Annotated in this window: 9 protein-coding genes and 2 tRNA genes; 4 read left to right on the top strand and 7 right to left on the bottom strand. The window is 72.1% G+C overall.

The features are described 5' to 3' along the window. Positions 1-2: 2 nt before the first annotated feature. Positions 3-1,115: an alanine dehydrogenase gene (ald, locus tag G7070_RS09475; RefSeq protein WP_166233532.1), complete on the top strand. Its 1,113-nt coding sequence runs from the start codon at positions 3-5 to the stop codon at positions 1,113-1,115. A 22-nt stretch (positions 1,116-1,137) separates the two neighbouring features. On the opposite strand, the gene G7070_RS09470 is transcribed toward ald, so the two are convergent. Further along, positions 1,138-1,620, bottom strand: a complete 483-nt coding sequence (locus G7070_RS09470) for a hypothetical protein (RefSeq protein ID WP_166233531.1) — start codon at positions 1,618-1,620, stop codon at positions 1,138-1,140. Between the two features lie 98 nt (positions 1,621-1,718). Continuing rightward, positions 1,719-2,987: a glycosyltransferase 87 family protein gene (locus G7070_RS09465; RefSeq protein ID WP_166233530.1), complete on the bottom strand. Its 1,269-nt coding sequence runs from the start codon at positions 2,985-2,987 to the stop codon at positions 1,719-1,721. Between the two features lie 179 nt (positions 2,988-3,166). On the opposite strand from G7070_RS09465, the gene G7070_RS09460 reads away from it, so the two are divergent. Continuing rightward, the gene (locus tag G7070_RS09460) at positions 3,167-3,658 is read left to right on the top strand and encodes a hypothetical protein (RefSeq protein WP_166233529.1); all 492 of its coding nucleotides are present in this window, start codon (positions 3,167-3,169) and stop codon (positions 3,656-3,658) included. Positions 3,659-3,729: 71 nt separating this feature from the next. Here the strand turns inward: G7070_RS09460 and G7070_RS09455 are convergent, their stop codons facing one another. Together G7070_RS09455 and G7070_RS09450 are read right to left on the bottom strand one after the other, a co-directional pair. Next, complete coding sequence (locus G7070_RS09455) at positions 3,730-6,891, bottom strand: chondroitinase family polysaccharide lyase (RefSeq protein ID WP_166233528.1); 3,162 nt, start codon at positions 6,889-6,891, stop codon at positions 3,730-3,732. Between the two features lie 272 nt (positions 6,892-7,163). Further along, positions 7,164-7,239, bottom strand: a tRNA-Arg gene (locus G7070_RS09450). A 497-nt stretch (positions 7,240-7,736) separates the two neighbouring features. Here G7070_RS09450 and G7070_RS09445 point away from each other — a divergent pair. After that, complete coding sequence (locus tag G7070_RS09445) at positions 7,737-9,572, top strand: phosphoenolpyruvate carboxykinase (GTP) (RefSeq protein WP_166233527.1); 1,836 nt, start codon at positions 7,737-7,739, stop codon at positions 9,570-9,572. A gap of 744 nt (positions 9,573-10,316) precedes the next feature. Here the strand turns inward: G7070_RS09445 and G7070_RS09440 are convergent. Next, positions 10,317-11,933, bottom strand: a complete 1,617-nt coding sequence (locus G7070_RS09440) for a nuclease-related domain-containing DEAD/DEAH box helicase (RefSeq protein WP_246226984.1) — start codon at positions 11,931-11,933, stop codon at positions 10,317-10,319. Positions 11,934-12,230: 297 nt separating this feature from the next. Beyond that, positions 12,231-12,323: transfer RNA gene (locus G7070_RS09435), tRNA-Ser, on the bottom strand. Between the two features lie 515 nt (positions 12,324-12,838). On the opposite strand from G7070_RS09435, the gene G7070_RS09430 reads away from it, so the two are divergent. Continuing rightward, a complete protein-coding gene (locus tag G7070_RS09430; RefSeq protein ID WP_166233525.1) occupies positions 12,839-14,374 on the top strand; it encodes an LCP family protein in 1,536 nt (511 codons plus the stop codon). 13 nt (positions 14,375-14,387) lie between these two features. Here the strand turns inward: G7070_RS09430 and G7070_RS09425 are convergent, their stop codons facing one another. Continuing rightward, entirely contained in the window at positions 14,388-14,840 is a 453-nt protein-coding gene (locus tag G7070_RS09425; RefSeq protein ID WP_166233524.1) for a hypothetical protein, read from the bottom strand.

The following is a 14,840-nucleotide window of genomic DNA, read 5'->3' as shown; positions in this document are numbered from 1 at the left end:
CCATGCGCATCGCGGTCCCCACCGAGATCAAGGTCCATGAGTACCGGGTCGCGATCACGCCGGTCGGCGTCGACGAGCTGGTGCGCAAGGGTCACGAGGTCTTCGTCCAGGCGGGGGCCGGGGTCGGCTCGTCCATGCCGGACGAGGCCTACGTGACGGCGGGGGCCACCGTGCTGCCCACCGCCGAGGAGACGTGGGCGGCCGGCGAGATGGTGCTCAAGGTCAAGGAGCCCATCGAGGAGGAGTTCGGGCTGCTGCGCGACGACCTGGTGCTGTTCACCTACCTGCACCTGGCCGCCGACGAGCCGCTGACCCAGGCGCTCATCGACGCCCGGACCACCGCGATCGCGTACGAGACCGTGCAGCTGCCCAGCGGGCTGCTGCCGCTGCTCTACCCCATGTCGGAGGTGGCGGGCTGCCTCGCGCCGCAGGTCGGCGCCCACGCGATGATGAAGGCCCAGGGTGGCCGCGGCGTCCTGATGGGGTGCGTCGGCGGCGTCCAGAACGCGAAGGTCGTCGTGCTGGGCGGCGGGACGGCCGGCCAGAACGCGGCCAACGTCGCCCTCGGCATGGGCGCCGACGTGACGATCCTCGACACCGACCTGGAGAAGCTGCGGCAGACGTTCTGGCGCTACGACAACCGGGTCAGCGGGATCATGTCGACCGACATGGCGGTGCGGGAGCAGGTGCTGGGCGCCGACATGGTGATCGGGACCGTCCTGCTGCCAGGCGAGCGCGCGCCCAAGCTGGTGACCAACGAGATGGTGGCCCACATGAAGCCCGGATCGGTGCTGGTGGACGTGGCCATCGACCAGGGCGGCTGCTTCGAGGACTCCCATCCGACGACGCACGACGATCCGACGTTCATGGTGCACCAGTCGGTGTTCTACTGCGTCGCCAACATGCCCGGCGCCGTGCCGAACACGTCCACGTGGGCCCTGACGAACGCGACGCTGCCCTACGTGCTGCGGATCGCGAAGGCCGGCTGGCGCGAGGCGCTGGCGGCCGACCCGGCGCTGGCGAAGGGGCTCAACGTGCAGGACGGCACGATCCGCAACGCGGGTGTCGCCCGGGCGTTCCCCGACCTGCCCTACGAGCCCTACGACGCGTCCTGAGCCCCTGCCGGCGGCGCGCTGATCAGTCTTGCGGCGGGGACGACTCGGCCACGCTGGCGGCCAGCCGCTCCAGCTGCCGGGCGATGGGCCGCGCGGCCGTGCGGTCGTAGATCGCGGCCAGGGTGCCCTTGAGGGTGACCGTGTAGGTCGCCGTCCAGGTGTCCGGATCGCTCGGGAGCTGCGGCTCGAGGGTGTCGCCGTCCTCGATCTCCTCGGGGCGATCGAGCGCGAACGAGAACCGCAGCGTCGTGAAGAGCAGCTTGCGCTCGATCGCGAAGCGCTTCTTGGAGCGGTCGACCTCGGCGATCCGGAAGGACCAGCGCCCCCGCGCAGCGGCTTGACCAGGCCGACCGCGCCGACGGCGACGGGGCCGTTCAGCTTGGCGGTCTTCAGCCCCGGGAAGTGGTCGGGCCACTGATCGACGTCCACCCAGTGCCGCCAGACGGCGGTCGGCTCCACCGGTGCGGTGAGCGCGAAAACGTGGACGATCATGAAGCTCCTTCAAGCGGGTCAGCCTCCATTGTGCGTGACGCGGCGCGCCGCCCGCCGCGTGTTCCACCCGAAGGCCCCTCGGAACGGCCTCGGACGCCGCGGCGACGCTGCTCAGGCCCCGGGTGGCTGACCCGGGTCGACCTGCGGCGTCCGGCTGGGATGGCCGATGAGTTCGGCGACCGTCAGCGCGGCCAGCACGACGACCGCGCCCAGCGGGTAGGCCATGGTCCACAACGAGTCGGGGTCGTCGCCGCCGAACGCGAAGACGCCGATGGCGCGGCCGTGTCCGTCGTCGTAGCGGGCGGTCAGCAGCGTCACGAACAGGGCGCCGGCCGCCCACCAGGGCCAGCGCCGGTCCCGGTTGACGAAGCCGACGATGGCGGCGCACAGCGGCCACCAGCACAGGATGACCAGCCAGATCCAGTGATGCTCCCACGAGAAGGGCGCCGCGAACGCGGACGCGACGCCGACGACCGCGGCGGCCAGGATCGGCAGCCGGCGGTTCAGCAGCCGCCCGCCGAGCAGGATCGCCAACCCGCAGACCAGCGCGGCCCCCACGAGCCAGACCCAGCCCGGGGCGTCCGGCCAGAACCGGGCGACGACGCCGTCGAAGGACTGATTGACGATCCACTCCGACGGGGCGATCCGCCGGGTGTCGGTCAGCGCGACGGTCCAGAACGTGAGGGCGTCGCGGGGCAGGGCGACGAAGCCGAGCGCGACCGTGACGGCGAAGGTCCCCAGCGCCAGGCCGGCCGGACGCCAGCGCCGCGACCACAGCAGCAGGACGACGAACAGCAGCGGCGTCAGCTTGATCCCGGCCGCGATCCCGATCGCGATGCCGGCCCACTTCGCCCCGCGCGAGACGGCGATCAGGTCGGCGACGACGAGCGCCATGAGCAGGATGTTGATCTGGCCCAGCCACATGGTGTCGGCCAGCGGCACGAGCAGGAACGTGAAGCCGATGCCGAGGCAGGCGGCGGTGCCGCGGGTGATGACCGTGCCCGCGCCGCGGGCCTCGCGCGAGGTGACGCCGACCGTCCAGATCACCAGCAGCAGGTTGAGCGAGATCATCGCGGCGCTGAGCAGGGTGTCGTTCAACAGCGCCATCGGCAGGAACAGCAGCGCCGCGAACGGCGGGTAGACGAAGAACAGCGGGCCGTAGACCGGCTCGTACAGCGGGCGTCCGGCGAGGATCGCCTCGACGCCACCCCGGTAGACGAACACGTCGATGCGGAACGCCTCGTGCGGCTCGTTGAGCACCATCCCGAACCAGAACGCGAACGCCACCACCGCGAAGCCGAAGCTCAGCAGTTCGATCCGCCGCCGGATCGTGGGCAGGTCACCTCGGCGCCGGGGCGGGACGATCGCCGGTGAGCTCATGCGCCCAGTCCACCGGCACAGGTCGCGCCGGGTCAACTCACCCGCCCTCCCGGGAGGGTTCCCCTCGGACGCCGCCGGGCCTACAGTCGGGCGGTGGCGGCGGCTTCGGCCACCCCGCGGGCACGGCCACCCGGCTGCGTCTCCGGCTGCATCACCCCCTCGAGTCAGGAGTTACCCCCATGAAAGTCCTCCGCACCTGTGTCCTGTCGCTCTTCCTGCTGCTCGGCAGCGCGGGCGTCCTGTTCTCGACCGCCCCCACCGCGGACGCCGCCGCGAATTGCACCGGCTCGCTGACCGGCAGCTTCGCCGTCCACAGCACGCGCGGGGACAAGATCGGCGAGTTGGACGTCTACTACTCCTCCGCCAACGGCGGCACGAACAGCGCCTGCATGCGGCACAGCAACCGGTTGTGGGGGGTGAAGTCCGCCACGGGCGTCCAGATCGCGAAGTGCCGCTCGTTCACCGGCGGGTGCAGCGGCGTCTCCTTCACCGACGCGGGCTCGCAGACCGGCTCGTACTCCTACTACGCCGGCCCCGTGAAGGTGACCGGAACGGCCTCCCGCTGCGTCACCGTTCGGGGCTACGTGACGGAGCCGGGCAAGTCGTCCCGGGGCATCCAGGTGGACAACGTCGGGTGCCGCGCCAACCCGACCGTCACCGAACGCTGGTGAGCTGACGCGCGCTGACCGACCGTGAATCGGCCCCGGACACCTCGCGCGGGCGTCCGGGGCCGTCCCGTCGGTCAGGCGCGGCGGAGGCGGAACTCCACCGGGCGGCCGTCGACGCAGGTCACCTTCAGATTGCCGCTGCTGTTCCCGTTGCCCGGCCCCGACACCACGCGCCAGCCGTCCCGCAGCTTCACCATCACCGTGGACGCCTTGCTGGGGCTGTTGCGCCACGGACGCGAGTACGACGTCATCCGGCCGGTGTAGCGGCCGCGCTCGTACTGGTCGGGATCCCGCCCCTCGTAGAGGTGCAGATCCGGGTCGGTCACAGACACGATCAGCTCGTCGCCCTCCTCCCGCGTCAGCACCAGGCAGGGCCGGCTCACCCCGCGCACCGGGCCGGGGAACTGCTGGCCCTTCTCGAACAGCACGTACCCCGTGACGCCGGTGGCCCGGTCGGCGACGATGTGCGCGGCGGCGTCCTTGCGGAGCACCGTGTACGCCGGACGCTCCCCGCGCATGGACGCGGCGAACGCGGCCGCGCCGGCCTGTCCGGCCTCGACGAGGATCGCGTACTCGTAACCCGCACCCCGCGGCGCGGAGCCGTGGTCGAGCACCGCGACCGCGCTGGGCACCGCGGCGGACTTGGTGCCGGTCTGGTCGGGTGCCTCGACGGTGCGGCGCTGCTGGACCAGCCGCTGCCCGGCCGGCACGTAGTAGCCGTGGCCGACGGCGTCCACGAGGACGCGGGCGTCGGCCAGCGTCTCGACGCGCTCGACCGCACCCGAGGCGGTGCCGTGGGCGGAGTCCCAGGTCGTGTCGAGCCCGGCGATCAGCAGATCCTGGAACAGGGTGGTCTGCGTGACGTGGCGGCGGTCGTCGTTGTGGATGTCGGAGCCCAGCACCACCAGCCGGTCGTCGAAGCAGAACACCGACGTCCGCGCCCGGTGCGACGGGTCGAAGAACGGGTGCTCGCGCAGGTCCATGCCGAAGACGCCGTGGCGTCCCTCCAGCGAACCCGAGCCGGCGAACGCCGACTCCGACAGCACCATCTGCTCGATCGTCCCGGTCAGGTCGGCCTTGAGCTCGTCGAACGGGAGTTGCCGCGTCGTGGTGCCCGGCCAACGGTTCCAGTCCCAGCCCGGCTGCGCGTACCCGTTCGCCTGGTTGGTGATGGGCCCCTCGGACGACCGGCGCGACTGCAGCCAGATCGAGCAGTAGGAGTTGTAGCGGCCGTACATGTTGGCGCCGTCGTAGATCTCGGTCGCCCAGTGGTAGCGGTTGTGGCCGCGGATGGTGGCCAGCCACTCCCCGCGCCGGTGCAACCCGACCACGCCGTAGTTGATGCTCCAGTGGCCCTCCGGCGCGGGCTCGGCGACCAGGCCGGCCGCCTGCAGCGGCGCGGCGAGCGCCTTCTGCGCCGCGGTGGGGGCGGCGGGTAGCAGCCGCAGGTAGGCCCGGCCGACGTCGGCGTCCAGCGGGCTGCCGTCGGGCAGCGGCGCGTTGGCGAGGATGCCGAAGGTGTTGACCTGCAACTGGGTGACGCCGCCGGGGTTGCGTCCGGACAGAGGCAGCGGCCACTGGGTGGTGTTGGCGTGGGCGCGCAGCGTCAGGAGCGCCTTGCGGACGATCTCGCGCGCTCGGGAGCCCAGCTGGTAGGACGTGCCGGCGAGCAGCGCGATCACGGGCGCCGAGCCGATCAGGCCGTCGCGGCCGTAGTCGGGGAACATCCCCATGTGGTGGAACATCGACCCGTCGGGCTTGAAGCCGCCCTGGACGCCCGGGGAGTGGGTGATCGCCCGGTCGCACCACTCGCGGACGGCGTTGAGCGCGGTGATCTGCTCCTGCTCGGTGGGCATCAGCACGGCGGCGGTGACCAGGCCGAGCAGCAGCGTGTTGAGGACGTCGACCAGCCCGCCGTAGTGGTCGGGGTTCTCGAAGTCCTGCAGCAGGCGGCCGAGGCCGACGAACCAGGCGAGGTCCGCGCGGGCCTGCTCCCACAGCCCGTTCTGCTCCAGGAGCGGACGCACCAGCACGAGCGAGTCCCACCAGCCGCGGTGCTGGTAGCCGATGTGGTGGATGGTGCCCTGCGCGCTGCCGGCGGCGAACCCCTGGTCGCGCAGGTGGACGTGGCAGCGCAGCCACAGCCGGCCCAGCGCGTCGGCCTGCGGCAGCCCGAGCCGCCGGGCCTGCTCGTGGGCGCGGGCGATCTGGAACATCTTGTCGGTGTAGGTGCGCAGCGGCTTCACGCCCGCCCGGACGCCGGCGCTCAGCTCCGCGGGGAAGATCGCCGTCTGGTAGCCGTCGACGAAGGCGCCCGGACGCGCGGGCACGAGGCGGCCGTCGCGGGTCGCGAGGTCGGGCACCCCCAGCGCCTCGACGTCGGCGGTGTACTGCGCCAGCAGCGCGGCGGTCGGCTTGGGGCCGCCCTGGTTCTGGGCGAGCTGACGCTCCTTGATCGTCGCCAGGTCGCGGCGCAGCGCGTCGGTGATGACCGGCGTGGGGAGGCCCCGGCGCGCCAGGTCCTGCTCGAACGCGTTGAGCGCCAGCCAGTGGTAGTTGTCGGCCAGGTCGATCTCGGGCTGCACCTTCGGTACCTGGTGGTCGGGCGTGGGGTGGTCGGGACGCATCGGCGTGCTCACGATGATCTGGTCCAGGTACAGCGTCCCGGTGCGGGCGGGCGCCGAGAAGGTGATGGTGTCCATGTCGGGGCGCGGCTTGCCCTCGGTGTCGTAGCCGTAGCGCACCCACATGGTGCGCCAGCCGGTGAAGTCGAGGTTGAACGTGAACCGGGTGTCCACGCGCGTGCCGCGTCCGAACTCGACCACGAGCGGCTCGGCCGAGGGGGCGTCGTTGTAGACCCACATCGCGAAGGTCGGCACCTTGCCCATCCACGCCTGATCGTCGCCCGCCTTGTAGGGGGCGGGCTCCCAGCCGATCGGGCCGCTGATCCGCAGCCGGGACGCCGGCCCGTGCTCCCACTTGAGGCTCGCCTCCCCGACCTTGGCGCGGTCGCCCGTGATGGACAGCGCCCCGCGGTCCACGGCGAAGTTCGCCGGCACCGCGGTCTCGAGGAGGTAGACCGGCGGGCGGAGCGCCAGGCCGATCGCCTCCAGCTCCGAGATGGGGGCGGCGCGCGCCGTCAGCACCCCAGATCCGAGCGTGGCGTGCCCGATGACGGCAGCGGCGGCGACCCCGGTGAGCAACGTCCGGCGGCTGACCTGCGGTGAGAGACCCATGTCGACTCCTTCGTCCGTGGAAGCACCGCCCGAAGCGGCGCACCTCCGAAGTGAAGGAGAAGTATTGGGGAGCATTCAAGACTCAATCGTCGCGCCAGGGAGTGATGGGGACGCAATGCGGCGGTCGCTTCGGGCCTGGGCATCCCGCTGCGCACCGGACGCGACGGCGGCCCAGGCGGCTCGTCACGGACACCCGTCGCGACCGCGCTTTGCGCCACACGCCCTGACGACGAAGGCCCCGCCACCGTGCTGGTGGCGGGGCCTTCGTAATGTGGCGCGCTCGGAGGGATTCGAACCCCCAACCTGCTGATCCGTAGTCAGCTGCTCTATCCGTTAAGCTACGAGCGCATCGGTCGGTGACCGGTCATTTACTCTAGCCCCCTCACCCCTCCGGCACAAAACCGAGGCTCCCCACGAGGGCGCCTTGTTGCCCTGATGGGCGGCGCCCACGTCATCCGCGAGGCAGGACGGAGCATGGACGCCGCGGGCCCGCCCGCCGCGTCCGGCCGGCTGCGGCATCAACGGGGAGCGCTGGGCACCCAGCACCACCCTGCGCCCGGGAGTCCCCGGCACCACCCTGCGCCCTGGCCCCCAGCACCACGCCGACGCGGCCCCTGCGTCCGCTCGGCGGGAAACCGATCCCCCGCGGCGCAGCCCGCGCGGCGTCCGGATTATTGGTCGTCGGCACACAATGATCTTCACCCCCGAACTGTGGGCGCCGTAGTTTAGGCACAGGAAGCTCGGATTTGGAGGAGATTCACGAGTTTGGCAGGATGGTTGCAGCGATCAGGTCAGGCCGGACCCGTCAGTGTGGACGGGTCGGCGACACGCAAAAGGAGTAGCGAATGACCGTTCAGACCATCCCGAACAACGCCCCCACGAACGCCCCCTCCGACCTCGTCGCCTGGGTGGACGAGGTCGCGGCGCTGACCCAGCCCGAGCGCATCGAGTGGGTCACCGGCTCCGACGAGGAGCGCGCCGCCATCACCCAGTTGATGGTCGACCAGGGCTCGCTGATCCCGCTCAACCCCGAGTTGCGACCCGGCTCCTACCTCGCCCGTTCGACCCCGTCCGACGTGGCGCGCGTGGAGTCGCGCACCTTCATCTGCAGCACGTCCCCCGAGGACGCCGGCCCGACCAACAACTGGGCCGACCCGGCCGAGATGAAGCAGACGCTCCACGGCCTCTTCGACGGCAGCATGCGCGGCCGCACCCTCTACGTCATCCCGTTCTCGATGGGCCCCCTCGGCAGCCCCATCTCCCGCCTCGGCGTCGAGATCACCGACAGCCCCTACGTGGTGCTGAACATGCGGATCATGACCCGGATGGGCTCCTCGGCCCTGCAGGAGATCGCCGACGGGCAGCCGTGGGTCAAGGCCGTCCATTCGGTCGGCTACCCCCTCGTGGACGCCGCGGGCACCCCCCGCGACGACGTCGCGTGGCCCGCGAACGACGAGAAGTACATCACGCACTTCCCCGAGTCCCACGAGATCTGGTCCTTCGGCTCCGGCTACGGCGGCAACGCCCTGCTGGGCAAGAAGTGCTTCGCCCTGCGCATCGCGTCCGTGCTGTCGCGCGAGGAGGGCACGATGGCCGAGCACATGCTGATCCTCAAGATCACCCGGGACGCCGACGGCCGCGTCTTCTACCTGGCCGCCGCCTTCCCGAGCGCCTGCGGCAAGACCAACCTGGCGATGCTGCAGCCGACGATCCCCGGCTACACCGTCGAGACGATCGGCGACGACATCGCGTGGATGCGTCCCGGCGAGGATGGCCGGCTGTACGCCATCAACCCGGAGGCCGGCTTCTTCGGCGTCGCACCGGGCACCTCGGCCAAGACCAACCCGATCGCCCTCGCGGCCCTGGATCACGACGTGATCTTCACCAACGTCGCCCTGACCGACGACGGCGACGTGTGGTGGGAGGGCCTCACCAAGCAGGCGCCCGACCACCTGATCGACTGGACCGGCCAGGACTGGACCCCGGAGTCCGGCACGCCCGCCGCCCACCCGAACTCCCGGTTCACCGTGGCCGCCGAGCAGGCCGCCACCATCGCCCCGAACTGGGACGACCCGGCCGGCGTCCCCCTCGACATCATCCTGTTCGGCGGGCGGCGCGCGTCCAACGTGCCGCTGATCTCGGAGTCCTACGACTGGGAGCACGGCGTCTTCATGGGCGCCACGGTCTCCTCGGAGCAGACGGCCGCCGCCGAGGGTTCGGTCGGCGCGCTGCGCCGCGACCCCTTCGCGATGCTGCCGTTCTGCGGCTACAACATGGCCGACTACTGGGCGCACTGGCTCGAGATGGGCCGGACGCTGGGCGACAAGGCGCCGAAGGTGTTCCAGGTGAACTGGTTCCGCAAGGACGCCGACGGCGGCTTCCTGTGGCCGGGCTTCGGCGACAACATCCGCCCGCTCGAGTGGGCGCTGCGCCGGGTGATGGGCGAGGTCGAGTCCCGCGACGGCATCTCCGGCCACCTGCCGCTGCCCGAGGACCTCAACCTGGAGGGTCTCGACCTGGACGACGCCACCGTGGAGGCGATCTTCCACCTCGATCCGGACGCCTGGTCGACCGAGGCGGACCTCACCGAGGAGTACTTCGCGCAGTTCGGCGACAAGGTGCCCCCGCGCCTGCACCACCAGCTCGAAACCCTGCGCGAGCGCATCAACGCCGCCCGCTGACCCGTCCCCTTGACTGACCGCCCCGGCCCCCGCCGGGGCGGTTCGTCGTCTTCCCGCGCGGCACGCTCGCGTGCCTGCCACACAACGGGAGCCGGACGCGTCGGCGTCCGATGCGTGCGCACGCTTCTCGCACGGAACGCCGGGGACGCTCTGCTCCCGAGTCGACTGGATCGCAGCCACGCCCGGCGCCCCCGTGGGCACTTCCGCACGCGCGATAGAGGCTCCGCCCGTCACAGCTTGTTCCAGACGCCCCCTCTTGCGTCAGACGCCCCCGTTCCTACGTGGGCGTCTGCACCGAACGGGGGCGTCTCGACGCAAACGCGGGCGGCCCGTCGCAAGCGCGGGCGTCTCGTCGCAAGCGCGGGCGTCTCGTCGCAAACGCGGGCGACTCGACGCAAACGCCGGCGACTCGACGCGGAGCAGGGCTCGTCAGATACGCGGTAGTGGCTCCGCGCGTCGGAGCCCGTCCCAGACGCCCCCTATTGCGTCAGACGCCCCCTTTTGCGTCAGACGCCCCCGTTCCTACGTGGGCGTCTGCACCGAACGGGGGCATCTCGTCGCAAACGCAGGCGACTCGTCACAAGCGCGGGCGACTCGTCGCAGACGCGGGCGACTCGTCCCAAACGCGGGCGACTCGACGCGAACGAGGGCGGCTGGCGACCAACACCGGGGTGTCGTGAACGCCCGCGCGCACCGCCACGGGCAGGCGACGTCGAACGGCTGACACCCCCGGGAAGCGGCGTCCTACAGGCCCAGTCGGCGGGCGACGTCGGCGCCGGCGATCCGGCGGACGACGGCGGGGTCGCCCACGACGATGAGCCGGTCGGTGGCGCGGGACAACCCGACGTAGAAGCGCTCCGCGGAGCGGTCGCGGTCGCCGTCCTCGTTCACGCACAGGACCACGGCCGGGCGCTCCATCCCCTTGAAGCCCAGGACGTGGCCGTAGAAGATGTCGTCCTCGGACCAGAAGCTGCGCCAGTAGCCGTCCTGCCCCAGGGACGCCTGCCGCTCCTCCTGCACCGGGTGCCGCTTGCCCATCGTGATCAGCGCGATGTCGACCGGGCGCCAGCCCTCGTCGAACAGGGTGTCGACCTGGTCGTCCGCGGCGTCCAGAGCCTCCGCGGTGGGCGCCGCGACGAAGGTCACCTCGGGCCCGTCGCCGCCGCGGATGTCCATGCCGGTGGGGGCCAGCGGCAGGAACGCCTCGGCGATCTGCCGGGTGTTGCGCAGGTTGTGGTCGAGCACCAGCGGGACGAACTGGATCGGCGGCCGGCCGAAGCGCGGGAAGATGCGCTGCCGCTCATCGGAGTAGGCGTACAGCCCGCCGGCCTCCTCGTCCTTGAGCGCCAGCAGCAGCGCCGGCCACCAGTGGTCGGCGAAGTCCTGCGCCTCGTCCACCACGATCGCGTCGAAGCGGTCCGCCTCGTCGAGCGTGGAGACCCGCTCGGCGACCTCCGCCGGGAAGTCGTGCTCCCACCGCTCGCTCTCCTCGCGCCCGGGGCTGCGGACGCCGAAGCGGTTGCCGAACTCCTCGAACGTGCCCACGAACACGGGCCGGTCGGCCTTGGTGCCGCGCAACAGGTGCCGCCGCAGGTGGCGGCTCAGCCCGATCGAGTAACAGACCACGGCGACGCGTCGGCGCTCCCCGGTCAGCCGTCCCGACGCCAGGTCGGACGCCTGCCGGATCGCCAGCACGGTCTTGCCCGACCCGGCGCCGCCGCGGATCTCGACGCGGTTCAGCAGCCGCGTCACCTGGAGCAGCATCGCCTGCTCGGCGGTCAGCCGGTCCGCCTCGAGCGCGCGGTCCTCCGCCTCGGTCACCACGTCGCGGGACGGCAGGTAGCGGCCGGTCAGGATCTCCTGCAGCGCGTCGACGTCGTCGGCGTCCGGGATCCGGCCGAACGGCCGGTGCGACGCGGTGGTCTCCCAGATCCGGGCACCGAGGTCGCCCAGGTCGTTGCTGCCGCTGATCTGCCAGCGCGGGCATTCGGGCATGGCGAAGTCCTGCTCAAGGGCGGTGTGCGCGAGGACCACGTGGCGGCTCCAGCACAGCCGCGGCCCACCGTGCCGGAAGTCGCCCTCCGCGTAGTCGCGCAGCGCGTACATCGTGCGGGCGGCCTGGTCGACGGGGTCGATCCACCGGGACGAGCCGCCCCACTTCTGGTACCACTGGTCGTCCTCGACCCAGACGCGGTTGCCCTTGACCTCGACCACGACGATCCCGTTGCCCGGCATCAGGCAGACCAGGTCCGCCTCGTGGTCGCGCTCCTCGCCGCACACCCGAAGGTTGGCCAGCACCACGCACCCGTCGGGGAGCTGGTCGACCAGCAGCCGCCACACCTCTTTTTCGGATGTCGTCACGAACACCGGACGCTCGGGCACCGACCTCGCCGTCATTGCCAACCCCCCGCCCACGCGATCGCCCGGATGGATCGAAGGCCACCCCCTCGCGGCCCCGACGACGGCGTTCGACCGCCCCGACCTGGCGCGATGCTATCGAGGGACAGCCTCGTTCGCGGGCGTCTCACCGATCACGGCCAAGGGACGCGGGGCCACCCGCCGTGCCCGCCGTCCGGCCACAGAGTTGGGCACCACAAGGCCCTGAACATGACGAACGCCACCCGGGGAACCCGAGTGGCGTTGCATCCTGTTGCCAGGTGGCGGAGGTGGCGGGATTTGAACCCGCGATGGGGTTAACCCCCAAACCCGCTTAGCAGGCGGGCGCCATAGACCGGACTAGGCGACACCTCCTCAGCCAAGCAGAGAGCCTACCGGTCGTCCTCCCCCGTCAGCAAAAGCGCCGGAGCGCCGACGTAGACTGGACCGGCACCCGAGGTGAAGAGGTACACCGCATGCGCCGATCGGCGGAAGACGACGCGGGCGCTGCGGCGTCCAGGGCGTACGCGCGTCCTCCGCGGACCTCGGCGGCCCGCCCCACCCGGTCGGCAGAAGCCACGTCGCTCCGCACGGCCGAGGCGCGCGCCGAGCGCGCCGCCGGCCCGCGCAGGGCCGCCTCCCCCGCCGAACGCGGCAGCACCCCCGTCCGCGGCCGCAGCGCCCGGGCCGACCGGGACGCCCCGGCACGACGCCCCTCCCGCGCCGCCGGGTCCCGCAGCGCCGCAGGATCCCGCAGCGCCGCCGCGACCTCGCGCGCAGCCCGTCCCGGACGCGCCGCGGCCAGCCGGGTCGCGCCGGCGTCCCGTCCAGCGGTCGACTCCCGCGCAACGGCCCGACACGGCCGCGCGTCCTCCGGCCGGCCCGCGCGGATGCTGGATCCCGACCTCGAGCCGCGTCGCGTCGCACCCGCGTCCGAACCGGGCCGCTCGTTCGCGGCGTCCCTCGGCTGGGCCACCGCCGGCACCGTGCTGCCGGGACTGGGCCTGACCCGCACCCGTTTCAAAAAGGTCGGCCTGGCGTTCCTGGGCATCTTCCTCGTCCTGGCGATCGCGGGCGTCGCCGTCACGCTCACCTCGCCGGCGGCCGTGCTGGCCGCGGCCGCGAGCCCGGCGGTCCTCACCCTCGGCGCCCTCGCGCTGGCGATCTTCGGCGTCCTGTGGGCGACCAGCATCGCCGCGACCCACCTGGCGCTGCGGCCCCGCGAACCCCGCGGCTGGCAGCGCGCCGTCGGCGGACTCGCCGTGGCCGTCCTCTCGGCGGTCGTGCTCCTACCCAGCATCGTGGGCGCCCGCACCCTCTACGACACCTCCACCATGCTCACCGGCATCTTCGGCGAGGCCGCCGGCGGGCCGTCCGAGGGCGACGACTTCGGCACCGCGGGCGACCCGTGGGCCAACAAGCCGCGGCTCAACGTGCTGATCCTCGGCGGCGACTCCGGCCAGAATCGCGCGGACGCCGTGGGCGCGCGCACCGACACGGTGATCCTCGCCTCCATCGACACCCGCAGCGGCGACACCGTCCTGTTCAGCCTGCCCCGCCAGACCCAGCGGATCCCGTTCCCGCAGGGGTCGCCGCTGGCCAAGCGCTGGCCCAACGGCTTCACCAACGGGATGCAGAACGACGCCGAGTACTTCCTCAACGCGATCTACCACAACGTGCCCGTCCAGAGCCCGGAGGCCATCCCTGCCGGCGTGGAGGACCCCGGCGCGTACGCCCTCAAGGAGGGGGTCGGTGCCGCGCTGGGCCTGCCCGTGGACTACTACGCCATGATCAACATGGACGGCTTCATCGAGTTCATCAACGCCCTGGGCGGCATCACCGTCAACATCAACGCGCCGGTGCCGGTCGGCGGCAAGACCACCGGGAACGTGCCGCCGGACCGCTGGCTGCCTCCAGGCCCCGACCAGCGCCTCAACGGCATGGACGCGCTGTGGTTCGCCCGCGGCCGCTACGGCTCCGCGTCCGGCGACTACGACCGGATGGCCCGGCAGCGCTGCGTGGTGCAGGCCGTGGTGAAGCAGGCGAACCCGACCACGGTGCTGGCCAACTACGAGGCGCTGTCGAAGGCCGGACGCAACATTGTCGCCACCGACGCCCCCACCAGCAAGGCGCCCGCCCTGCTCGCGCTGTCGCTGCGCGTCAAGGACGGCACCATGACGAGCGTCTCGTTCGAGAACGACAAGGACGGCTTCAGCACCGTCAAGCCCGATTGGGACGCCGCCCGCGCCCGCGTCCTGGCCGCGATCAACCCGCCGGCACCCGAGCCGCAGACCTCGGCGCCGGCCCCCGAGGGCACGCCCGCCGCGCCCGCGACGGACGCCCCGTCCGCGCCGCCCACAGCTGACCCGAACGCCCCCGCGACCCCCGCGTCGGTCGTCGACGAGTGCGCCTACAACCCGCAGTGATGCGCGGGAACGCTCAGCCCTCGAACGCCGTGTAGCCGCGGTCGGCGTCGAGGTGGTGGCCGATCGCCTCGCCGATGGCGTCCAGGTCGGCGTCCGACCCCCGCGGCGCGATCAGGTGAGTGCGCCGCTCGTCGCCCTCGTGCAGCGTGAGGCGTCCGGGCGCGCCGGTCACGCGCGTCACGGCCGACCAGGTTCCGGTGTGGGTCGGCTCGCCGGCCGAGGCGACGCGGAACCCCTCGTCGTCGAACGAGACGGTGACCGCCTGACGCCGGGCCGAGACCACCGCGAGGATCGCCAGCCCCAGCCCGCCGAGCATCAGCACGATCCCGACCGTCGTCCCGACCACGCCCCACCCCCAGGCGGACCCGCCGACGAGGGCGAGCGCCCCGAGCAGGGCGGCCGCTGCGGCCAGGGCGAACGCCCGCACGGCGGGCCGGGGTCGGATCACGAACTCCTGAGTGGACAC

Origin of the sequence: Propioniciclava coleopterorum (assembly GCF_011393335.1) — a bacterium.
Taxonomy (GTDB): Bacteria; Actinomycetota; Actinomycetes; order Propionibacteriales; family Propionibacteriaceae; genus Propioniciclava; species Propioniciclava coleopterorum.
Note: the sequence above shows the minus strand (reverse complement) of the source record. Positions and strands in the feature narration are given on the sequence as shown.